Annotated in this window: 17 protein-coding genes; 12 read left to right on the top strand and 5 right to left on the bottom strand. The window is 41.2% G+C overall.

The features are described 5' to 3' along the window. Positions 1–2 precede the first annotated feature (2 nt). Positions 3–1,718 (top strand): 6-hydroxymethylpterin diphosphokinase MptE-like protein, encoded by a 1,716-nt coding sequence (locus Q0Q74_RS09450; protein ID WP_294430243.1) that lies wholly within the window; start codon positions 3–5, stop codon positions 1,716–1,718. Between the two features lie 215 nt (positions 1,719–1,933). Here the strand turns inward: Q0Q74_RS09450 and lepA are convergent, their stop codons facing one another. Further along, positions 1,934–3,736 (bottom strand): translation elongation factor 4, encoded by a 1,803-nt coding sequence (lepA, locus tag Q0Q74_RS09445; protein WP_294430241.1) that lies wholly within the window; start codon positions 3,734–3,736, stop codon positions 1,934–1,936. Positions 3,737–3,933: 197 nt separating this feature from the next. Here lepA and Q0Q74_RS09440 point away from each other — a divergent pair, with 197 nt between their 5' ends. The 5 genes from Q0Q74_RS09440 to Q0Q74_RS09420 all read left to right on the top strand — a co-directional run bounded on the left by Q0Q74_RS09440 (position 3,934) and on the right by Q0Q74_RS09420 (position 12,084). Beyond that, positions 3,934–6,678, top strand: coding sequence for an alpha-amylase family glycosyl hydrolase (locus Q0Q74_RS09440; RefSeq protein ID WP_294430239.1), 2,745 nt, complete (start codon positions 3,934–3,936; stop codon positions 6,676–6,678). 71 nt (positions 6,679–6,749) lie between these two features. Continuing rightward, a complete protein-coding gene (locus tag Q0Q74_RS09435; protein WP_294430238.1) occupies positions 6,750–7,955 on the top strand; it encodes a maltose ABC transporter substrate-binding protein in 1,206 nt (401 codons plus the stop codon). A gap of 81 nt (positions 7,956–8,036) precedes the next feature. Beyond that, positions 8,037–9,542 (top strand): carbohydrate ABC transporter permease, encoded by a 1,506-nt coding sequence (locus tag Q0Q74_RS09430; protein ID WP_294430235.1) that lies wholly within the window; start codon positions 8,037–8,039, stop codon positions 9,540–9,542. Continuing rightward, entirely contained in the window at positions 9,542–10,396 is an 855-nt protein-coding gene (locus tag Q0Q74_RS09425; protein ID WP_294430234.1) for a sugar ABC transporter permease, read from the top strand. Before Q0Q74_RS09430 ends, Q0Q74_RS09425 begins: the two co-directional genes overlap by 1 nt. Continuing rightward, a complete protein-coding gene (locus Q0Q74_RS09420; protein WP_294430233.1) occupies positions 10,396–12,084 on the top strand; it encodes an alpha-amylase family glycosyl hydrolase in 1,689 nt (562 codons plus the stop codon). Before Q0Q74_RS09425 ends, Q0Q74_RS09420 begins: the two co-directional genes overlap by 1 nt. Before the next feature lie 113 nt (positions 12,085–12,197). On the opposite strand, the gene Q0Q74_RS09415 is transcribed toward Q0Q74_RS09420, so the two are convergent. The 4 genes from Q0Q74_RS09415 to Q0Q74_RS09400 form a co-directional block, all read right to left on the bottom strand. Beyond that, complete coding sequence (locus Q0Q74_RS09415; RefSeq protein WP_294430232.1) at positions 12,198–13,175, bottom strand: AraC family transcriptional regulator; 978 nt, start codon at positions 13,173–13,175, stop codon at positions 12,198–12,200. Between the two features lie 134 nt (positions 13,176–13,309). Beyond that, positions 13,310–15,103: a glycoside hydrolase family 13 protein gene (locus Q0Q74_RS09410; protein WP_294430231.1), complete on the bottom strand. Its 1,794-nt coding sequence runs from the start codon at positions 15,101–15,103 to the stop codon at positions 13,310–13,312. A gap of 198 nt (positions 15,104–15,301) precedes the next feature. Beyond that, the gene (locus Q0Q74_RS09405) at positions 15,302–16,159 is read right to left on the bottom strand and encodes a peptidoglycan DD-metalloendopeptidase family protein (RefSeq protein WP_294430229.1); all 858 of its coding nucleotides are present in this window, start codon (positions 16,157–16,159) and stop codon (positions 15,302–15,304) included. 14 nt (positions 16,160–16,173) lie between these two features. After that, positions 16,174–17,262, bottom strand: a complete 1,089-nt coding sequence (locus Q0Q74_RS09400; protein WP_294430227.1) for a hypothetical protein — start codon at positions 17,260–17,262, stop codon at positions 16,174–16,176. A 56-nt stretch (positions 17,263–17,318) separates the two neighbouring features. On the opposite strand from Q0Q74_RS09400, the gene Q0Q74_RS09395 reads away from it, so the two are divergent. From Q0Q74_RS09395 to Q0Q74_RS09370, 6 genes are all read left to right on the top strand, one after another. Then, positions 17,319–17,774: a cytidine deaminase gene (locus Q0Q74_RS09395; protein WP_367268343.1), complete on the top strand. Its 456-nt coding sequence runs from the start codon at positions 17,319–17,321 to the stop codon at positions 17,772–17,774. A gap of 138 nt (positions 17,775–17,912) precedes the next feature. Continuing rightward, complete coding sequence (locus tag Q0Q74_RS09390) at positions 17,913–18,563, top strand: PTS sugar transporter subunit IIA (protein WP_294430223.1); 651 nt, start codon at positions 17,913–17,915, stop codon at positions 18,561–18,563. 117 nt (positions 18,564–18,680) lie between these two features. Further along, complete coding sequence (locus Q0Q74_RS09385; protein ID WP_294430222.1) at positions 18,681–19,895, top strand: hypothetical protein; 1,215 nt, start codon at positions 18,681–18,683, stop codon at positions 19,893–19,895. Positions 19,896–19,924: 29 nt separating this feature from the next. Further along, positions 19,925–20,509 (top strand): hypothetical protein, encoded by a 585-nt coding sequence (locus Q0Q74_RS09380; RefSeq protein ID WP_294430221.1) that lies wholly within the window; start codon positions 19,925–19,927, stop codon positions 20,507–20,509. 23 nt (positions 20,510–20,532) lie between these two features. Continuing rightward, positions 20,533–21,129: a hypothetical protein gene (locus tag Q0Q74_RS09375; RefSeq protein ID WP_294430220.1), complete on the top strand. Its 597-nt coding sequence runs from the start codon at positions 20,533–20,535 to the stop codon at positions 21,127–21,129. Between the two features lie 21 nt (positions 21,130–21,150). Next, positions 21,151–22,491 carry an MATE family efflux transporter gene (locus Q0Q74_RS09370; protein ID WP_294430219.1) on the top strand — a complete coding sequence of 447 codons (1,341 nt, stop codon included), beginning with the start codon at positions 21,151–21,153 and terminating at the stop codon, positions 22,489–22,491. Positions 22,492–22,759: the final 268 nt, after the last annotated feature.

Here is a 22,759-nt window from a genome sequence, read left to right as displayed (position 1 = left end):
GTTTGACTTATAACGATTTGGAGCGTCAAAGCGCTCCAGAAAAGCCCTGTTTGGTCTCGACCGAGCGGGGCTTTTCTGTTTCATACAAAGGCCGCTTTCTCTATTCAAAATATGCCCCAGAGCGTGCTGTTTTGGGGATGATTGATTCTGTTAAAATTTTACCTGGTACACTGATTCTTGCTGCCTCGCCTGTTTTATGGCTTGGACTGGATTCACTCCTAAAAAAACTTCCTGAAGATTGTTTTGTGCTTGCTTTTGAGTATGATGAAGCATTGCATGAATTTGCGTCTGAAGAATTTAAAAAACTGCATTCCAAAGGACTTATTCCTGAAAATCTTGCTTTGCTTCCTTTTAAATTCAATGATTACCTTGTCAACATTTTAAATGGTGATTACAGTTCTGAAATCTGCTTGCCGCATATATCTACATTTCGCCGTTCGATTTTTATGGAAATGAGTGCCGGAACCTGGTTTCACAAGGATGATTACCTGAAAACTGCTTCACTGGCGCAGAATGCGATTGCATCATTCTGGAAAAACAGGATTACCCTTACAAGACTTGGCCGCCTGTATTCACGGAATCTTTTTCGGAATCTTGCAAAGTTGCCTAAATCCATTGATTTTAATGATTATGCCGGTAAAGTTGAACAGCCGATTTTTCTTTTTGGGGCAGGGGAGAGTATTGAAGAAACCCTGAAACATGTTCCGAAATCTTTGATTGAGAAATGCTTTGTTCTAGCGGTTGATGCCGTTGTTCCCGCTCTTAAAGCGTATGGCATCAGAATCGATGGTGTCTGTGCGGTTGAAGGTCAGCTGGCGATTGAAAAGGCTTATATTGGTGCAGACCTTGAAGGTGTTCTTCTGTTCGCCGACATGACATCAAGGGTTCAGGTTACGCGTCATTCAAAAAATGTATGCTATTTTTCTTCTGAATTTACGGATGCTTTTTTCTTGAAAAATCTTTCTGAGAAGGATTTCTTTCCATTGCAGATTCCGCCTCTCGGCTCTGTGGGGTTAACTTCTATTTATATCGCGCTAAAACTTCGTTCTAATCAAAATGTTCCGGTTATTTTCTCTGGTCTGGATTTTTCTTTTTCGTTGGGACGAACTCATACAAAAAATGTGCCTGCTCATATTGCAAGACTTTGTGCGGCTGGCAGGTTTCTTCCAATTGAAAACTATGCCGCTTCTTTCAAAAATGGGGCAAAACGGTTCTTAGGAAAGAATGGAATTGAACTATTTACTGATTCTGCTCTGGAAAATTACGCAAAGAGTTTTGTTGATGCCTTTCAGAATATGCCGAATCTTTATGACTGCGGAAAACAGGGATTTCCCCTCGGTGTACAGCAAATTTCGTCAGAAACACTTTCAGCTTACCTGAATACGGTAAAATCGAGTGGAAAAACTGAGATTTATGAGTCAAAATACCTTAAAGGCGACATTAAAATTAATCAGTTGAGAGCATATTTTGAAAGCGAAGAAAAAGCCCTGAACAGAATCAAAGAACTGCTGATGTATGGAAAAGAAGTCGGGGGATGTTCAATTTCTGTCGAAGATGAACTTTATGCATTGATTTCAAAAAGGGAATATCTTTTCCTGCATTTTCCGGACGGCTACAAATGCAATACGAAAGATTTGAGTTTCCTGAAACGAGTTCGCGGTCAAATAGACTTCTTTTTGAAAGATATAAAAATGGGAATAAAACAGCTGGATTGTTGAAAATTGAAAACGAAAAATTGAAAGTTGAAAACGAACAGGCATGTACTGCATTGATGCAGTGAAAAAGAAAAGAGAGAAAATTCAAACTTCAAAGACCGCATTAGTTGATTTATTTGCCTTTATCGCTGTAAATGCAAAAAATCTGAATTGTAAGGGTTTTTGTGTTTGAATTTTCTCGTAGAAATAAAAAATACAGTGATGTATTTTTATTTCAATTACTCTTCTTTTTCTTTTAGGACTGCGAGGAATGCAGTCTGAGGAAGCTCGACATTGCCAATCATCTTCATGCGCTTTTTGCCTTCCTTTTGTTTTTCGAGGAGTTTTCGCTTTCGGGTGACATCGCCACCATAACACTTCGCAAGGACATCTTTTCGTACTGGATTTACGGTTTCTCTTGCTATAATCTGACTTCCGATTGCTCCCTGAATTGCGATTTTGAACTGCTGACGCGAAATTTCACCTTTTAGTCGTTCGCACACCTTTCGGGCACGCACGGCAGCTTCGGGCTTGTATGCAAGCTGAGACAGGGCATCGACAGGTTTACCGTTGAGGAGAATGTCGACTTTTACGAGGTCTGTCTGCTGGTAGTCCGTGATTTCGTAATCAAATGAAGCATAGCCACGGCTGTAGCTTTTGAGCTTGTCGTAGAAATCAAACAGGACTTCAGCAAGAGGCATTTCGTAAGTCAGTTCAACGCGCTTTTCATCGAGATAAATCATGTTTTTTTGAACACCGCGTTTTTCTGTACAGAGGTTCATGATGGCCCCAATGTAATCAGAAGGTGTGATAATCGTTGCCTGAATATACGGCTCCCATGCTTCCTGAATTTTGGTTTCCGGGAATTCGGTCGGATTGTCGATAATCTGCTCGGTTCCGTTTGTCAGTTTTATTTTGTACTGAACGCTTGGTGCCGTGAAAATTACAGCCTGATCATAGTCTCGTTCAAGGCGTTCCTGAATGATTTCAAGGTGAAGCAATCCCAAAAATCCGCATCGGAATCCATTTCCCAGAGCCAGAGAATTGTCTTTTTCGTAAATCAGCGAAGCGTCATTGAGCTTGAGCTTTTCCATGCTCTCTTTGAGTTCTTCGTAGTCATTTGAATCAATAGGATATATAGAAGAGAAAACTACTGGTTTGACATCCTTGAATCCGCCGAGAGGTTCTGCTGCCGGGTCATTTGCCAGAGTGACTGTATCGCCGACACGGACATCGCTTACCGTCTTTACGCCTGCGATAATGTATCCTACATCACCAGCTTCGAGGTAAGGAGTTTCTTCGTAATTGATTTTGAAAATACCAATCTGGTCAACTTTGTAATCTGTGTTATTTGACATGAAGCGGATTACATCACCTTTTTTAATCCTGCCTTCCTTTACACGGATATGAATGATAACTCCGCGATATTCATCATAGTGACAGTCAAAAATCAAGGCCTGTGCTTTGCCGTCTGGATTTCCTGTTGGAGCCGGGAATTTTGTGACGATTGCTTCCATGAGTTCATCAACACCTTCTCCTGTTTTTGCACTGACAGGTACTGCATCGTTTGAATCCAAGCCGAGGTCGTGATCAATCTGATGCTTTACGCTTGGTAAATCCGCGCTTGGAAGGTCGATTTTGTTGATGACTGGAACAATTGTTAAATCCTGCTCCATTGCCATGTATAAATTCGAAACAGTCTGGCTTTCAACGCCCTGAGACGCATCGATTAAAAGAAGGGCGCCTTCGCATGAAGCAATTGCCCGGCTGACTTCGTAAGAAAAATCAACATGGCCCGGTGTGTCAACAAAATTCAGTTCGTAATCATGGCCGTCTTTTGCCCTGTAAGGAATTGTGACTGCCTGACTTTTTATTGTGATGCCGCGTTCGCGTTCGATATCCATGTTGTCAAGGATTTGATTCATCATCTGACGGTCATCGATAATTTTGGCTTTTTGAATCAATCTGTCTGCAAGAGTTGATTTTCCGTGGTCGATATGCGCTACGATACAAAAATTGCGCTTGTATTTCATTTCTGTCATTTCTGACTATTCTATAGGAAAATTGCTCGTGTTTCAATGATTCAATTTTCATCGAGCCGAAAATTTGTACTTTTTTGACTTTGACGGAATTGTACTAAAGTGCCAATGTTTATAAAAATTATGACAAAAGGAACTTTATTTCAAAAAAAATATGAATTTCTTTGATTCTTTTTTTAACGAGATTTATAGTAAAGGCTATGATAAAAAATGTTATGAAGAATATGCTCGGCCTTTTGGGCGGACTCTTCCTTATTTTCCCGGCTTTTGCGGAGCATGGCGAACCTGGCTCTTTTAAAGATGCTGCTCCTGCAAATTTAAAAGCTGTTCTTGCAGTAGATTCAAAGATTAATCCTGCTGCCAACGAACTTGTTATCTATTATGTTCGCCCTGATAAAAACTATGAACCTTGGGCTTTGTGGATGTGGGCCGTTCCAGGTGGTGACGGAAATGCCAACTGGAATTATACACAGAAATGGCAGGAACTTGATGGAGTAGGCTATATGCGTTTCCGGCTTGATGGTTCTGATACCGGTGGTCAAAAGCCTGTTTCAGCAGACGGAACTGTCGGACTCATTGTGCGTCAGAAATCCGGCTGGATAAAAGATGGAAATGATGACCGTATCTGGAATACAGGCACTTCAAGGAAAGTTGCAATTTTTTCTGGTGACCAGACAACTTATGCGGCTCTTCCTTACAAACCAAATATCAAGAGTGCGGAACTTGTAGCTCCAAATAAGATTTCCCTTGTTCTTTCAGGGGCTTACGGTTTGGATGATAAAACTTCTGGCTTTGCTGTTAAGGCGAATGGAAAAACTCTTTCTGTAGCAAAAGTTTACAACAGCATTTCAAAGAATCCGGAGGACAACATGGCTGACCATGTTACAGTTGAATTGGCTGATAATGCTGACATCTCGGAAAATCTCACAGTATCTAATCCGGCCTTTTTGTCAGAGGCAAAAGTCAATAGTCAAAAACTTGCTTTTGAACTTGCAGAAAAGACTGTTCCAGCTGATGATGTTGTTCTCGGAGCGTCATATTCAAATAAATCTGTTGCTTTCCGTTTATGGGCACCAACTTCATCAAGTGCAATCGTAAATCTTTACAAAAAGGGCGATGCTAAATCTGCTGATTTTACTGTCAGCATGGAAAAGGATGCTTCAAATGGCGTTTGGACTGCTGTTTTCAATAAAGTTGATCCTGACGGATTTTTCTATGATTATACCCTCACAAATTCAAAGGGCACTGTTACGGTTTTAGATCCGTATGCCCGCTCGATGGCGGCATATCATAATGACGGAACTTTGGGGCGTGGTGCGGTCGTTGATTTGACAAGTGCGCGCTCTCTTCCTGAAGGCGGAATGAGTGGCGATTATTATCCTCTTGAAAAGCGGGAAGATGCAGTAATTTACGAAATGTCTGTCCGTGATTTTACAATCTGCAGTGATTCTGGTGTAAAAGCGGCTCCAGGCACCTATAAGGCTTTTATCGAAAAGATTCCTTATTTAAAGGAACTCGGAATTACACATGTGCAGCTCATGCCTGTTGTTAATTTCTACTATAATAATGAAACTGACAGAGCTTATGATAATCGTGGGGTAGTGAATAATAGTAACTACAATTGGGGCTACGATCCGCATAATTATTTCACTCCTGAAGGCTGGTATGCCACGGATGCCGCAGATCCTTATTGTCGGATTCGAGAACTTCGAGAACTTGTAAATGAGTGTCACAAGGCAGGTCTCGGTGTTCTTCTTGATGTTGTTTATAATCACATGGCTGGAACACGCTTCCTTGATGATATCGTTCCCGGTTATTATTTCCGAATGAATGGCAGGGGTGGATTTACTAGCAATTCTGGTTGTGGAAACGATACCGCGACTGAGCACAAAATGATGGCTCGGATTGTAAAAGATTCCACTGAATACTGGGTTCGGGAATTTAAAGTTGATGGTTTCCGTTTTGACCTCATGGGACTTATGGAAGCTGGCAGTGTGGAAAATGCTTATTCTGCCTGTGTAAAAGTTAATCCACATGTTCTTTTTGAAGGTGAAGGCTGGCGAATGTATAACGGCGAGGCTGGAACGGTCGGAATGGATCAGGCATATATGCGTAAAACCGACCATGTTGCGGTCTTCAATGATGAACTTCGTGATATGCTTAAAGCGGGTGGCTTCAATGAAGCTGGACTTGGCCTTATTACCGGAAAAGAAGTAAACGGTTCTGAACTCCTCAGAAGTATTACAGGGAATCCTAGGAGTTACGGTGTAAATCAACCTGGCGCAAATATTCAGTATATGACATGTCATGATGGTCTTACTCTTCACGATCTGATTTCACATAATGTTAATCTCAAGGAAGAAAAGCCGGCTGATAAAGCAGAGATTATTCGTCGAATTAAGATGGGAAATGCACTTGCTCTTTCTGCACAGGGAATTGCGTTTCTTCATGGAGGACAGGAACGCGGTCGTTCAAAGCCAAATGTAAGTCATGCAAGTCAGGAGTGTATTGGTAATTTTGTTCGTAACAGCTATGATTCGAGCGATAATATCAATCAGTTTGTCTGGACTTTGGACAATGATTATCAGACAGTTCTTGATTATACGAAAGGACTGATAGCCTTGCGAAGAACTACTGATGTTTTCCGTATGGCAGATGCAGCAAAAATCAAGAAGAACACATTTCTTCTTTCTGATAAAGAGGATAAATCGCTTGTTTTTGCTTATCGCATTCATAATGATGATGGGGATTGGCTTGTAGCAGTAAATGCAAGTACAAAAAATACTGTCATCAAATCAGATGTTGCCCTTAAAAAAGCTGAAGTTTTGGTTGATGCCGCAAATGCTGGCACTGAACCGCTGACTTCGCTGAATGGAGTTAAGCTTTCAGGCAAGAAAATCACTCTTGACCCCTTGACAGCAACAATAATTCATGTAAAAAAATAGTAACCAAACTTGATTAAGGTAATTATAAGGTTTATAGCGGCGTTTCGTCGTTTATATATAGGAGGATTTAAATGAAAAAATTGGTATGTGCAGTTACAGCACTCGCATTGTTGGCTCCGATCAACATGTTCGCGGCTCGAAAGACTTCTTCTAAGAAGTCTTCTGGAAAAGTCACTCTCAAAGTTTGGGAATCTGACGATTCTGCTCGCAAGTATGTTGAGTGGGCTGCAAAAGAGTTCATGAAAACTCATAAAAATGTAAAAATTGAGTACGAGCATGTAGAATCAACAGATGCTCGCGCAAAGATTGAGCTTGATGGACCGGCTGGAGTTGGTGCAGATGTATTCGTTGCTCCACACGACCATATTGGTGCATTGGTAAACGGTGGTCATGTTCTTGAGAACGAGAACAAAGACTTCATCGGGCAGTTTGTAAATGCAGCTCAGGTTGCTTCACAGTACAATGGAAAAGTTTATGGTTACCCAATCGGTATCGAAACATATGCACTTTTCTACAATAAGGATTTGATTCCTAATCCTCCAAAAACATGGGATGATGTAATCAAATTTGCAAAAACATTCAACAATGCCGCTGAGCGAAAATACGCTCTCGTTTGGCCGGTTTCTGATGGATACTACGACTATATGTTCATGAGTTCTTACGGTGCACAGCTCTTCGGACCAAACGGAAATGACCGCCGACAGCATAACATCAATAGCGAAAATGCAGTTAAAGGTCTCCAGTATTTCCAGGGACTTCGTAAGCAGATTCTTGATGTTCCTTCTGCAGATATGACTGGTGATTTCTGTGATTCTTCATTTACACAGGGCAAGGCAGCAATGCTCATCACTGGTCCATGGAAGACAGAGACTCTTACACGCCTTAAGATGAACTTCGGAATCGCAACTCTTCCTGCATTCCCAGGACAGGATAAACCTGCTACTTCTTTCTCTGGTGTTAGACTTGCATTTGTAAGTGCATACACTGAGCACCCGACAGAAGCTGCTGAATTTGCAGACTTCCTTACTCAGAAAGCAAATCTTGAGAAGCGTTTCGATCTTACAAAACAGATTCCGCCACGCAAAGACATCAAAACAAATGATCCTTTGAGCAACGGTATTCTTGAGCAGACATACTATGCAGTTCCGATGCCAACAATCCCGCAGATGAACACATATTGGTCTGCCATGGGTTCTGCTTATTCAGGAATCTGGGACGGCGATGATGTTGTAACTGACTTGAACAGTGCAGCTGCCGCAATGGATAGTGCAAAATAACAAAGCTTAATCAGACTGTCAGGGCATTGAAAAAATCAATGTCCTGACATTATTTATTATGATTTTGCAGGGAGTGAATACATGACTACTACAAATACGGACAATGCTAGCCCAGTAATTGATCCCCAGCTGCCACAGAAGGCGATGCGTGCTTCCTGTTGCTATATGGGGCTTGGGCAGTTTGCAGTTTTAAAGCAGCGTTTTCGTGGTATTTTATTGATGCTTTTTGAGGCTTATGTCCTCATTGACATTATTCTTGGTCTTTTAGATATTTATATACCGGCAGAGCTTTTTGATGCAATTTACTATGAAGGAAATAATTTCTTTTTGCGTGCATTGAACGGTATGCTGTTTTTTTTCCTAGATGTTGTAAATCTTCTGTTCTGTAATAATACTATTATTGATGGTTTACGGGGACTTATCACACTTGGTGATCCGTCTGAACCGGGTACTCCTGTTGCTGAACGGGACCACTCAATCTTTATGATGATTAATGGCCTTATTGTTGTAATCTTCTTGGCTATTTTCATCTTTACTTATGTGTCATCTATCTTTAGCGCCCGCCGTGATGGTGAGGTGATTGTTGCTAGAAATAAATTTCCTTCTAAGCAGCAGACACGCAACGATCTTTCACAGAATGCTTTCCCTATCATCGGTATTACACCGGCTATCATAATGATGGCGTTCTTCACGGTCGTTCCGCTTTTGTTCTCAGCTTTGGTTGCTTTCACGAACTATTCCTCACCGGATCACATTCCGCCTAACAATCTTGTTGACTGGGTTGGCTTTGAGAACTTCCACACTATGTTCTCTGCTTCTTCGGGAACAGGTAAAGGTGAATGGCTTCGTGCATTCGGTCGTGTTGCCGGATGGACGCTCACTTGGGCCGTCTTTGCAACATTCAGCTGTTTCTTCGTTGGATTCTTCTTTTCTGTAGTCCTTTTGGACAAACGAATTAAAATTCCTCATTTGTATCGAACAGTATTCATTTTGCCTTATGCTATTCCGCAGATGCTTTCACTCTTTGTTTGGGCAAACTTGCTTAACGGTACAATGGGTCCAATAAATGTAATGCTTCAGCGAATTGGTCTTTCTTCAGTTCCGTGGCTTTCTGATCCTGGAATGGCAAAAGTGACTCTTATTTTGGTCAACATTTGGATTGGATTCCCTTACTCGATGATTCTTATCACAAGTTCTATGACTGCAATTTCAAATTCTCTGTACGAGGCTGCTGGAATTGACGGTGCAAGCCGATGGGTTCAGTTCAAATCAATCACATTCCCAATGGTTATGTATCAGCTTAAACCGACTCTTATCATGCAGTTTGCTGGAAACATCAATAGTTTCGGTGCAATCTTCTTCTTGACTGGCGGTGGCCCAGCTCTCAAAACAGGAGATTTGAACTTGAGTATCGCTACACAAGCTGGTTCTACAGATAACTTGATTACATGGATTTACAAACTTACAATGAACTCTAACGAATACAATATTGCGTCGGTTCTTTCAATCCTCGTATTCATTGTATTGGTACCGTTCGGTTTGTATAACTTCATGCGAACTAAATCATTCAAGGAAGGTGAGTTATAATGGCTAGTAGTAAATTTAAGCTTAGCGGAAGCGGTGTTTCACTCGCATTCCTCAAATTCATTTTGATTGTACAGGTAATTCTTATCCTTTACCCTGTAGCTTTCACTGTAAGTGCTTCTTTCATCGCTGACAATTCTTTGTCGGCTGTTGGTACTATTCCGTTCTCTCGACCTTTTTCTCTTGAGCAGTTTAAGCGTCTTTTTACAGAGACTAATTATGGTCACTGGTATTTGAATACACTGAAAGTTGCCTGCATGAACACTATAATTACAGTTTTTGTATGTAGTTTTACAGGTTATATTTTCTCCCGCTTCTGGTTTCCATTTAAAAAGACCGTAATGGCATCAATGCTTGTTTTGCAGATGTTCCCGAGCTTCATTGGTATGGTTGCAACTTATGTTCTTTTGTGGAAAATCAACGCTCTCAATACCCTCTGGGGCTTGGTTCTTGTCTATGCAACGGGAAGTATTCCTTATAACGCATGGCTCATGAAAGGTTACTTTGATACTGTTTCAAAGGATATTGCTGAAGCTGCATATATCGATGGTGCTACTCCTTTCATGGCATTCATTCGGGTTGTTGTTCCGACAGCTCGTCCACAGATTATTTTCCTTGCACTTACAAGTTTTACTGGTCCTTGGATGGACTTCATTTTCCCGAAACTTGTTTTGCGAAGTGACGATAAAAAGACTCTTGCTGTTGGTTTGTATGAAATGATTAACGGTCGTTCAAACGATAACTTTACAATGTTTGCGGCAGGTGCTATTTTGGTTGCCATTCCGTTTATTATTTTCTTCGTGCTTGGACAGAAATCTTTGCTTATGTCTCTTGCTGGAACTGGAGGTAAGGAATAATGAAAAAAAGCATGCTTCTGCGTGCTGTCGTTGCCGGCTTCTGCGCTACTTTATCAGTTGGATTTTATTCGTGTGCGAGTAGCAGCGGGGCTGACAGTGCGGCTATTTCTCCTGAAAAAGCCGTACGAACTCTTGCTCCTGTTGTCAGAAATGCAAAGGGGGCACGAGAAGGCGTTTACTACAGCATTTTCGTCCGTGCTTTTGCTGACAGCAATGGTGACGGCATCGGTGATTTTAATGGAATCACAGCGAAACTTGATTATTTAAATGACGGCAATGACAATACCACTAGTGACTTGGGAATTACCGGAATCTGGCTTTTGCCGATTTTCCCTTCTCAGTCTTACCATGGATACGATGTCGATGATTATTATGCAGTTAATCCTGATTATGGTACTATGGAAGATTTTGAGCGTCTTCTTCAGGAATGTAATAAGCGAGGAATTTCTGTAATTATCGATATGACTTGTAATCATTCGTCAAGATATACCGAGTGGTTCCAGAACGGACGCGATCCTTCAGACCCGCATCATTCATGGTATCGATGGATAACTGCTGATGACAAGCGTTACAACATTGAACAGAAAATGTGGGGGCATAAAGTCTGGAATGAAGACAAAAAATTCACCGGAAATTATTTTGCAGGATTGTTTGGCGACCACATGCCAGATTTTAATCTTGATTCAAAAGAACTTCGAGAAGAATTCAAGAAAGTTATGAAATTCTGGCTTGATAAAGGCGTTGCAGGTTTCCGTTACGATGCTGCTGGTCATGTTTATAACAGTGCAAAAACACCTGCTGGAACAAAATCAGTTGAAAGTGCTGTTAATTGGTGGAAAGAAATTGTAGATTACAATACGAGCGTAAATCCTGGAACCTATAATGTAGGTGAGGTTTGGGAGAATAACTCGCTTCGTGCTCAGTTTATTGCAGGGCTTGGTTCTGACTTCCATTTTGACATGGGAACACGCATTGTTGATATGCTCAAAGCCGGTGAAGATGGTAACAACAGTTTTGCAAACGGACTTCAGGGGGAGTATTCTCGTCTTGCTCAGGCTAATCCAAATTATCTTGATGCTCCATTCCTTTCAAACCATGATCAGCCGCGAGCTGCAGGACTTCTGCGTGGTGATGAGGATTTGTGCAAAGCTGCCGCAAGTTTGTATATTCTTACTGAAGGTGTTCCTTTCATGTACTATGGTGAAGAAATTGGTATGAGAAGTGGAACGGATGATCCTTCAAAGAGAACCCCAATGATTTGGAATACAACTCTTGCTTCTGGTAAACCGAAAGACAAACTTCAGTCTACATGGTCTGAATCACGCTATAATTTAAAGACCGTCCCAGTTGCAGAGCAGGTAAAAGATCCTGAATCGCTTTTACAGTATTACAAGAGATTGATTCGTGTAAAGACAGCTCATCCGGCTCTTTATGCAGGCCGATTTAAGGCTGTTTCTACAGGAAATGATTATGTTTCGTCATGGCAGATGAAATCTGATGATGAAACAGCTTTTGTAATGGTAAATGTTTCAAAAGAAGATGTGACTGTGAAAGTTCCGCAGGAATATGCTTCTTTCAAGCCTGTATTCTTCTCTGATGGCGAAGATACAGAATTCAAAAATCAGGATTCTGTTATTGAAGTGACTTTACCGGCACACAGTACGGTGGTCATTGCAGACGGGCAATAAAAAATATTCAGCTTAAAAAAATCCCGAATCGTGAGCAGTCTGAAGGTTTCTTCAAAGATGCTTTGATTCGGGATTTTTTTTGCAAGTCATGACTTTTAGCTTAAAGTCGAATTTTATTCTGTTTCGTCATCTCCATCGGATTTTACTTCTTCTGGATGCTGTTCAAGCCAGATCGCTTCAGGATCGATGACGACTTCTTGTGCTTTTGCAGGGTCGAAAGTTCTGTATTTTGAAGGAGGCATTCCTTTGTAGCGCCGGAAGATTTTTGTGAAATAACTGAAATCATTGAAGCCACATTCAAGGGCAATGTCCAAAAGCTTTTCTGATGTTTCCCTTAGCAAAGTACATGCCCTGTTTACCCTGAACCAGTTTAAGTATTCAATTGGAGTGTGGCCTGTATTTTCTTTGAAAAGACGGCAAAAGTATTTTGGGGAAAGGGCAACAGAATCAGCCATCTGCTGGAGTGTAAGTTCCTGACCATAATTCTTTCGTATGAGATTGAGCACCTTGCTGATCTGGTCAGTCCGTATGTCTTTTGTTCTTGACTGAAGAATTGATTTTTTCCTATAGAGATGATCCTTTTTCATATTTCCAAAGAAAAGTAAAAGGAGTCCTGCTGTGATTAAATCGTAATCATCGATATGAAGTTTGATTATATTGAAAAATTTGCAGCCAATATCGCATAGCTCTGTTTTGCTGGCAGGAATGAAATTGTCAAGGATTATGCTTCCGTTTAGAACATCGCTGAAAAATGAATCAGGACTATAGCTGTGAAGCCTGATAAAATCAATGTCGAATACTACTGATTCATAAAGAGCCATGCCTTTATTTGGCGCATCACCATGAATTAAATCCCCTGGAATAAGGCAGAGGTCATTTTTATTCAGTTCAATGACTTTATCCCCAAGAAAAATATTGTAGGTTCCTGAAAGAATATGTATGAGCTCAAATTCATCATGCCAGTGAAGGGGCAGGTCATAATGCGAATCTACAGTATTGCACATGCTGTACTGTAACGGGAACACAACTGTTCCTCTTTGAAAAGTCTCTTTGTATGCTTGATTTTTAGTTACAACAGGTGTTTCTGCCATAAAAAATAGTATAACTCTTGCAAAAAAAAAGTCAAACTAATTTTTATGATAATTTTATGAATAAGAATATTTTTAGAAATGTCAAAAAGCCTGTCTAGAAAATCTTGATAAAAGAGATTCCAGACAAGACATTTTTATCTTTTTATGAGCAAGAAACCGCCCGGCAGTAAATTTGTATTGTCCTCAAGATTCCGTGAAAGGAGTATTTCGCCGTTTTTGATGGAAAAATCTCCTTTGAGCGGGAATGGGAACCTTCCGAAATTGAAGAAGCAGTCGATTGTTTCACCTGATTTTTCATCAAATCTCTGCATGATTACAACACGGTGCTTTCCATTTAAATCGCTTGGAACATAATGGAATGAGAAAGAATCACTTCTGAGAGCTGCATGATTTCGTCTGATATGTACGAGTGTCCGCATGAAATTGAGTTCATCATCAAATTTGCCTTCTTCGAGTTCTTTCCAAGGCATACATCGTCTACAATCCGGATCTTCGCCGCCCGGAAGAAGAAGTTCTGTACCGTAGTACATACATGCGGCTCCCGGCAGTGTGAGAATCAGAGAGAATTGGAGCAAAGTTGAATCCTTGTTTCCGCCGCTTCTCGTAATAAGCCTGATTGTGTCATGGCTGTCCATCTGATTGATGAGAACTCGTTCTGTCTGGCGTGTATATTGAGTGAGGCATTTGTTCAGTTCTTCTTCAAGGAAACGGACATCCTTTTCCTGATGTGCTGCAAAACGATAGATTGCAGATCTGAGCGGATAATTGATGACCGAATCAAATTCAGCACCACGAAGCCATGGCTGTGAATTGTTCCAGATTTCTCCGACAATGAAAAAATCCGGCTTTAGGGCTTGCAGCCTTTTTCGAAGTTCGCGGCAGAAGTTGTGTGAAAGTTCATTTGCAACATCGAGGCGCAGTGCATCAATATCGTATCGTTTTATCCAAGTTTCGCAGATTGAAATGAGATATTCCTGAACTTCGGGATTGTTTGTGTTCAGTTTTGGCATCTGGTCAGAGAATGCGAATGCGTAGAAGAATCCTTTTGCTGCATTATCACATGGCTCTGGCTTAAAATTGAAATCGTTAATCATGTACCATGATGCATATTTTGAATTTTCTCGATTTTTTACGACATCCTGCCATGCAAAAAAATCCCAGCCTGAGTGATTGAAAACGCCGTCGAGCATTACCTTCATGCCGTGATTATGTGCTTCTTTGACTAGAGCGGTAAGGGTTTCTGCATCACCGAATTCAGGGTCAATCGTCAGGTAATCAGTTGTATCATATTTATGCTGAGAGCGTGACAGATTGAGTGGATTTAAATAAAGGCCATTGATTCCGAGATTTTCAAGGTAATCAAGCTTTTCTATGATGCCGGCAAGGTTTCCGCCATATTTTTCTTCGTTTCGGACTGCCTGTGTAGAAGGAGCCCATGGAACTAAATCCGGGAGAGCAGGGGAATTGGCTGCACGACAGAATCTTGAAGGAAAAATCTGATACCAGACAGTTTCTTCTGCCCACTTTGGTGGAGTAACGATGTCGGCCTCATTCATCCATGGAAAAATGAAAGGACTTGATTCTTTTTGCAAATCAGTCTGACCGGCGGAATAGAATCCGTCTTCAAAGAAAAGTTTTTTTTCTTCTGCACTGTGAAGCTCAAAATAGTATTTGCAGCGCTTGAATTCAGGTTTGACAGTTACTGACCATAATAATGCGTTTGGAAGGCGACGGAATGATTCAATCTGAAGTCTTGTGGATTTCCATTTCCATTCGCCCTCAACATTTTCTGCCTGAAAAGGATCCCCGTAAATCAAATAGACTGAGGTAATGTCTGTTCCCGTCTGAATGCTGATTTGAAGTTCATCCTTGTTAAGAGGATAGCAGAATTTATCGTAAGAATAATGCTTGATTGCTCCTGTATCCATGGCTCTCTCCTGAAAAAAAACTTTTTGTTTATTCTAGTATACGGTGCATTTAAAAAAACAGTTATGAGAAAAAACACAAGTTTCTATAACAATAGTATGAATCTTTACTTGCTTTTTTAACGAGAAAATAATTTTATTTTAAGATAATTTTATTATTTCGGAGCCGACCGCAAAAAGTGCATCACGACAGGATTTCACTTATCGGGTTTCAACTGTGTAGACAATCTGCTTTTCTTTTCCAAGTATATCAGATGCAATTACCATGATTGAGGTTTTGCCCTTTGTGAAAGAAACTTCGCCCAAAAAGGCCCGTGTTTCATCAGGATAAATGACACTTACATCATAGTTCTTTTTACCGCTGACGCTGATTTTACCGTTTTTTTCTGCCAGTGTGTCATAGCTCAAGTTCTCTGCGACTGCACCGTTTACATATACCGTGGTTTTGTATGGCATTGCGATTTCCTGTCGTTCGAGATAGAGCTGGTAAACTCCGGACGGCATTGTTTTTACGGTTCCGAGGTCATAGCTGACGCCCTTTTTGTTCACCGCAGTGACATTTTTGATTGCAAGTGGAAGTTCTTTACCGATTCGAGGCATTAATATTCTTGGATTTACATAAGTTCTGTTTTTGGTGTCGAGAACCTGAAACTCAAGACAGCCTTCGCCTTCCTGCCAGCTTGAAGTGCCTGTGGTTCCAAAAGAAGTTCCTGTCTTAACTTCATTTAATTCATAGAGCTGGGGCAAATTTTCTGCATCGAGGTTTGCGTAAACTGTAATCAATGCGTCTTTATGTGCGAGGATTGCTGCGTTACCGAGCGTGCTTTCAAAAAGCTCATCTTCATCATGTTCTGAAATTATTGCAAGAATTCTTCCGTCGTCAGCCGCTTTAACTTCCTTACTTTCTGAAAAAACCAGCGAAGTTCCGATTGTGCCGCCGCGAAGCTGACCGAAGTAAGAATAGAAGGAATCTGAGAGAATTTCGTTTTGTGGCCAGTCGAAGGCGAAAATTGCTGAAAATGCGAGTATTGCTGCCGTTCCAAAAATAATCTTTTTCATGCGTGCTTCCTGTTTTATCTGTGGATTATATCAAGTCGTGAGATTTTTCCGTCCCTGCCTATGAACAGTGATTTGTCCTTGACCGCAATGCAGGCACTGTCGGCTTCGAAAGAGAAAGAACCTGCGAATGCGTCGAATGATTCGATGACGGAGACCGTGTATGTTCTGTTTTCTTTGCTGAGAACAAAAATTTCGTTTTTACCGCCGGACTCAAGTATTGATAGGATGCGTCCGTTGATAGGAATTTCGGTGTTTTTGAAGTTCTGACAGTTGACGATTCCGATACCATTTGCATTGTTGTAGAAGACCTTTTTTTCGTCCTGACTGAATTTTATGAGAACCTGATGATTCAGTTCCTTTTCCATTGATTTGTAGAATACGATTGAGGTATGTGCTCCGTAATCAGAACTGCTTTTTTTGGAGATGACGAAACGCTGGCCGCCCTGACCTGAAAGTGTTGCGATGTATTTTGAACTGTCGGAAATTGCCGCTCCGAGAATGACTTCGTAATTGCTTCCGCCTGGATTATAGTTGTGGGTAAGATTGCCTTCGTTGTCAAACCCGAGGACTGTTCCGTTGGCGAAACCTGCGACTATGCCTGATTTTGATGAAGAAAATGCTGTTATTGGCGTAAATCCTTCATATTTCCATTCAACATCACCATTTTCATTCAGTTTTGAAAAAGACGAGCCGCCTGGAAGAAAAATGAACTTGCGGTCTTGGGTGAAGTACGGAAATCCTGTTACGCCGATATTACCGATTTTATTGCCGGCTGGGGAAATGATTGGGATTTCCTGTGATGAAGTTCCGTAAAGTGAAAATGAGTCGTCTGAAACGGTAGCTTTATATGGAAAGGAAATGTAGTTGAGGATTTTACCGTCGCTCGTAAAGTAGCCGAGAGTCTGGCCCATCTTAAAAGAAATGGCATTCTCAAAATCCTGAGGCTCAGCTTTAGGAACTTCGCTCTTTGTGTAGGATTCCAAATCGATTGTCCATACGGGCACGAACTGAATTTCACTTGAAAGCGGTAGTGCCGAGAGTATGACATATAAAATTGCCAGAAAAATGAAAATTGGCGCAATAATTTTTACCTTTTTACTCATAGTGTGATATTATAGAGAATATCACACTATTGTTAAAGACTTTTTTGATTCTCTGTATAAAAGCAGGGAGTTGTCTTTTGGAGGAAATTATGGAAAAAATTACTGTAACACAAGAAAAACTTAATGAACTGTTTGAACTTGCAATGAAGGCATCTGAGTTTTCTTACTCACCTTATTCAAAATTCCCGGTCGGTGCTGCAATTCTTACTAGTGACGGACGGATTTTTACGGGCTGCAATGTTGAAAACCGTTCTTTCGGGCTCACAAACTGTGCTGAACGAACCGCAATGTTCAAGGCTGTTTCTGAAGGTGCAAAGCGGATTCTTGCGCTTGCTATTGCTACACCTAAATCTGATTATCCTGTAGGACCGTGCGGTGCCTGCCGTCAGGTCATGACCGAATTCGGTGACAATGATGTGCCTGTTATTTTCGGATGTTCAAACGCGAACCTTACAAAAGCAACTTTAGGCGAACTTTATCCTTTTGACAGCCTTCACGAACTTGCTGATTAAAAAATGTCGGAATTGTGAAAAAAATCGTTGATATTTCGCGGCTTTTCCTTTGAAACTGTATGACTTGACAAAATACCGTAAACTTTGCAAAATAAAGCATACAGTTTCATTAAAAAGTAATAATCAAGGAGTATAATCGTGGAAGACGATATTCTTACAATTGAGGAAGTCGCAAAATATCTTCGTGTTTCAGAACGCACTGTTTATGACTGGGCTCAGAAAGGTGAAATCCCGGCCGGAAAAATCGGAACAGTCTGGCGTTTTAAAAAATCAGAAATTGAAAAATGGGTGAACGAACGGCTTTCGTCTTCTCAGAAACCTGCCGAAGCAAAACATGCAGTTTCTGTCAAAAATATCCTTTCTCCAGACAGAATTGTGTTTATTGACCATTCCACAAAACATGACGCTATTGTCGCTCTTGCGCAGAATCTTGCCACAGCTCCTCAGATTAAAAACGAAAAAGAACTCGTTGATGAAATTTTGAAGAGGGAAGAGCTTATGTCCACAGCAATCGGCCGTGGAATTGCCATTCCGCATGTAAGGCTTTCTTCTGTAACTGATTTGGTTATGAGCGTTGGAATTTGTAAGCAGGATTTGCTTGATTTCCAGACAATTGACGACACTCCTGTCCGCATCTTGATTATGATTGCCGCAGCTTACAATCAGCATTCATACTATTTGCAGACCTTGAGCTTCTTCAGCTCAAAACTTAAAGATAAGGATGTCCGCGATTCACTTTTGTCTTGCAAGGATCCGATGGAAGCCTATAAAATCCTTATCGCTGAGTAAATAACATACCAGTGATTTTTGAAGTGCACCGCTAGACTTGAACGAAGGTTCGGTTTTGGCCGGTGCATTTTTTTTTGTGTTGATGACAGAACTCGATTTTTTCGTTATCTTATATATATGAAAAAAATTGTTTTGCTTGTTTCATTCCTTAGTTCCTTTCTTTTTATATCATGTTTTAAAAATGGTCAGGTTCATTCTGTAAGCGAAAATTCGCTTTTTACTCTTGGTTACGGAAATTTTGAGGATGAGTTGAATCTTTTTGACCTTGCAAAGACTGGTTCTGTGCGTACCTATATGACAATGCGGGATGGTTTTTTTTATATTGCAAACGGTGAATCTAAGAAAATCCTTGAGCTCAACTCTTACGGTGATTTGCTGAGTCTTTACTACAATGATGAAATGTTAAAGGATGTTGCTTTTGCAGGCAAGGATTCACTTAACTCAACCAAAAAGGCCATTTCTTATCCTTTTAACACTCTCGGTCCGATTACCGTTGATTCCAGAAAATATATTTACGCCGTAGACACTTTGCCTGCCGAAAGACAGGAACGGGATGTATCGAGCAGGCTTTTGCTTTCTTCTGTTGTCCTTCGTTTCGATTCAAGCGGAAAATTCATAGATTATCTTGGTCAGGAAGGCCCTGGCGGAACTCCATTTCCATTCGTCAAAAACATTTACACTACACAGGAAAATGAGCTGGTCGTAATCTGTACAACTAATGACGGTTTGATTGCATATTGGTTCAGTACAAACGGATTCCTACTATATACTGTACCTGTTTCACAGAATGCGGTCCCTAAAATTCAGCGCGATGCTTCCAGTGAGGCTCCGGCCTATATTTCTGTCTCGAATATCATTCCTGATTGTTCCAGCCACAAGCTTTATGTTAAGGTTGATTATTACATGGCGACATTGGATTCACAGCTGAAGGTTCAGTCTGGAATCGATTATTATTCAACGCTTTTGTGTCCGCTTAATGTTGAAACCGGCCTTTATGACGATCCTCTTGAAATTCCGTCTTACGAATATTCTGTAACTGAAAATCTAACAAAAGAAATTTACAATCTTCCGTTTGATTTCCTTGGTGTTACCGAAAACGGCTGGTTTTTCTTCATTGTTCCGAATGAGGAAGGCTTTATCGTTCAGATGGTTCAGCCGGACGGTCAGAGGATTGTAAAACGCTCTCTCAATGTAAATCATTCAAAAATCCTCTATTATACACTTTCTCTCAGCGGAAAGGGCATCATTTCGGGGCTTTTCGTTAAGAGTGAGAATGCTGAAGCTGTCTGGTGGCGCACAGATTCATTGCTGGCGTCGTTTATAAATCAGTAAGGAACAGGCTTTTTTTGCCGCGTGAGGATATGGATTTTTCAAAATTTGATGAGACTAGAAGCGATGATGAGCAGAATCATTCTGATGAGCGGCTTGTCTTCCATTATAACCGCGAGGAAAGGCTGAAACACGCACCTGAAATCGTCCAAGATTATTATTCAGGCAAATTTCATCCGTACAAGGGCGGGCTTTTTAAGTCACTGGTAAACACCCGTGCAAACCGCCTGCTTTTCGTTACGATTATTTTCGCTTTTGGAATCATTCTTTTTGTTAACTACTTTGGGCCGCAGAAGAGTTCGGGGAGCCTTGCCGGGGTTGATGTAAAACTTTCTGCTTTTTCCTATGAAGATTCTGTGTATGCGAGTCTAAAACTTGATAAAGCGTCTAAAAAAAAGCTGGCAGGTTTTAAGGATGGCGTTCCTGTTTCTGCAACTTTTTCTGCGCATGACAAAGAAGGGGTTGTCGTTCAGGAAGTAAAAGTGCTCGGAAAATATGAAGGAAAAGAACTGTTTTTAAGGACAACTTTTTCCGATTATGATATAATAAGCATTGATGCCGTCTGCTCGATGCTTGATTCTTTTTCCAGCCTTGAAACTCAGATTGAAAAACGCTAAAGGGCACTGATGGAGGAGTTTATATGCTTCAGTTTTATTTTTTATCTGTTTTATTGAATTTGATTGCAGGTCTCATTTTTATTTATGCAATGAACTCAGAAGGCGGAGTTGCCGCTGTTATTTCTGACCCGGATGACCCGTTTGCCGAAACCCCATCAGCTTCAAGTACCGCTGATTTTAATCCCGAAACTGATGATTTGGATTTGAATCTTGATGCCGGCGATGCCTCTTCAGAAAATTCTGATTTTGCCAGCGAAAATGATTCTAAGTCTGAAAAAGAAGTCAAAAACGGTAGCTTTAAGGCACTTGCCGTTCCATTCCTTGGTGACAAAACTTTGCAGCTCGTGGTCGGAATTCTTTCGGCACTTACAGGACTAATGAAGCTTCTTTCTCCGATTCAGTACGATATTGCTGTAATCGGGGATCTCATTCCTTCTCTGGCAGGTCTTGCAGCCGGATTTGTGCTTCTTCTTGACTGGTATCAGGATCGAAGTGATGTCGAACTGGCTTTGCCCGAAGCCTTGCAGAGTATTTATGCTGGCGGCAGAAAATATCTCGGAATTTTCTGCGTGATTGCGGCTGTCCTTCACTTTATTTTCCCAAGGGTGTTGTTTTTGTAAATTTTACAAGCAAAAATCTAAATGAAAAATCAGATTGACATGACTACAGGGGCGATTTTCCCGAAGCTTGTACGCTTTGCTGTCCCCCTGATTCTCAGTTCGATTTTGCAGCTTCTCTTTAATGCGGCTGATATTGTGGTCGTCGGTCGTTATGCTGGTGACAATTCGCTGGCTGCGGTCGGTTCAACTTCCTCAATGGTCAATCTTATGGTCAATTTTTTCATCGGGCTTGGGGTTGGCTGTAATGTCGTGGCGGCGAATTTTCTTGGGGCTGGCAAAAAAGCAGAGCTTAACCGATGCGTTCATACGACAATGATTTTAAGTCTGATTGGCGGTGTAATCCTGACTTTGATTGGAATCACTTTTTCAAGACAGATTTTGATTCTTATGGCTTCACCTGCGGATGTTCTTCCTCTTTCAACGCTTTACCTTAAAATCTTTTTCGGCGGAATCACTGCAACGATTGTTTACAATTTCGGGGCGGCACTTCTGCGCTCAAAAGGGGATACAAAACGCCCTCTGTACATTCTTCTCGTGGCAGGTCTGATTAATGTAATCTTGAATTTGATTTTTGTTATCTGCTTCAAGATGGATGTCGCCGGGGTGGCTTTTGCGACGGTTTTGAGTCAGGTTTTTGCGGCTTTCTGCGTGATTTGGATTTTGCTTCATGAAGAAGAGGAATTCCGGCTTGATTTTAAGAAAATGCACCTTGATTTACCCATCCTGATGAAAATCGTGAAGATTGGCGTTCCTGCGGGTTTTCAGAGCATGCTTTTCAGTTTTTCGAACATGCTGATTCAGTCGGCCGTGAATTCATTTGGGGCAGTGATGGTTGCAGGTAACAGTGCAGCACAGAGCATCGAAGGCTTCGTTTACATTTCAATGAACAGTTTTGCCCAGGCGACTCTGACTTTTGCCAGTCAGAACATGGGTGCTCATAAAATCGATAGAATCAAAAGGCTCGTTGTGATTGCCGAGGGCGTTGTGACTGCTGTAGGGCTTGTTCTTGGAATGACGGTTCTTTTCTTTGGCCGTGAACTCCTCGGAATCTACTCTGAAAATGAAGCTGTCGTTTCTGCTGGAATGCTTCGCCTCACGGTGATTCTTGCGACTTACTGTACCTGCGGAATGATGGATTCGATGGCGAGTGCAATCCGTGGCGTGGGGCATTCTGTTCTTCCGATGATTGTTACTCTTGTCGGTGCCTGCGGGCTTAGAATCATTTATCTTCTCACATTTTTCCAGATTCCTCGATTCCACACTTTCCAGGGAATTTTCTATTCTTACCCTTTGAGTTGGATTGTTACCTTTGCTTTTTTGACCGCAAGTTTTATATGGATTATGCGGAAGCTTGACTGTTGAAAAATCTGACAAATCATGCTATTCTTTATATTTAGGTTGACTTGAACGGTTTTTTACAAAGGAATGACTGTTGTGGCTAATAAGTTCTGTTCCTTGTGAGATTTCTGTTTCGGTCTAAAATTAATTTCTCTATTAAGGAGCAATTCATGACTTACACTGCAGAAGTGGAGCATATGTGTCCTTTGGCTAAAGGCGCATATCATGGTCCGGCCCCAATCCCTGAAGAGGGCGAGTGGGTTCAGGTTAAAAAAATTGAAGATGTATCGGG

The organism is uncultured Treponema sp., assembly GCF_946187725.1.
Taxonomy (GTDB): Bacteria; Spirochaetota; Spirochaetia; order Treponematales; family Treponemataceae; genus Treponema_D.
The sequence above is the reverse complement of the archived record's forward strand: the minus strand, read 5'-3'. Positions and strand labels throughout refer to the sequence as shown.

Coding starts and splice junctions, on each gene's coding strand:
- lepA (WP_294430241.1), bottom strand. CDS start 3,736: ATGACAGAAATGAAATACAAGCGCAATTTTTGTATCGTAGCGCATATC.
- Q0Q74_RS09440 (WP_294430239.1), top strand. CDS start 3,934: ATGATAAAAAATGTTATGAAGAATATGCTCGGCCTTTTGGGCGGACTC.
- Q0Q74_RS09435 (WP_294430238.1), top strand. CDS start 6,750: ATGAAAAAATTGGTATGTGCAGTTACAGCACTCGCATTGTTGGCTCCG.
- Q0Q74_RS09430 (WP_294430235.1), top strand. CDS start 8,037: ATGACTACTACAAATACGGACAATGCTAGCCCAGTAATTGATCCCCAG.
- Q0Q74_RS09425 (WP_294430234.1), top strand. CDS start 9,542: ATGGCTAGTAGTAAATTTAAGCTTAGCGGAAGCGGTGTTTCACTCGCA.
- Q0Q74_RS09420 (WP_294430233.1), top strand. CDS start 10,396: ATGAAAAAAAGCATGCTTCTGCGTGCTGTCGTTGCCGGCTTCTGCGCT.
- Q0Q74_RS09415 (WP_294430232.1), bottom strand. CDS start 13,175: ATGGCAGAAACACCTGTTGTAACTAAAAATCAAGCATACAAAGAGACT.
- Q0Q74_RS09410 (WP_294430231.1), bottom strand. CDS start 15,103: ATGGATACAGGAGCAATCAAGCATTATTCTTACGATAAATTCTGCTAT.
- Q0Q74_RS09405 (WP_294430229.1), bottom strand. CDS start 16,159: ATGAAAAAGATTATTTTTGGAACGGCAGCAATACTCGCATTTTCAGCA.
- Q0Q74_RS09400 (WP_294430227.1), bottom strand. CDS start 17,262: ATGAGTAAAAAGGTAAAAATTATTGCGCCAATTTTCATTTTTCTGGCA.
- Q0Q74_RS09385 (WP_294430222.1), top strand. CDS start 18,681: ATGAAAAAAATTGTTTTGCTTGTTTCATTCCTTAGTTCCTTTCTTTTT.
- Q0Q74_RS09380 (WP_294430221.1), top strand. CDS start 19,925: ATGGATTTTTCAAAATTTGATGAGACTAGAAGCGATGATGAGCAGAAT.
- Q0Q74_RS09375 (WP_294430220.1), top strand. CDS start 20,533: ATGCTTCAGTTTTATTTTTTATCTGTTTTATTGAATTTGATTGCAGGT.
- Q0Q74_RS09370 (WP_294430219.1), top strand. CDS start 21,151: ATGAAAAATCAGATTGACATGACTACAGGGGCGATTTTCCCGAAGCTT.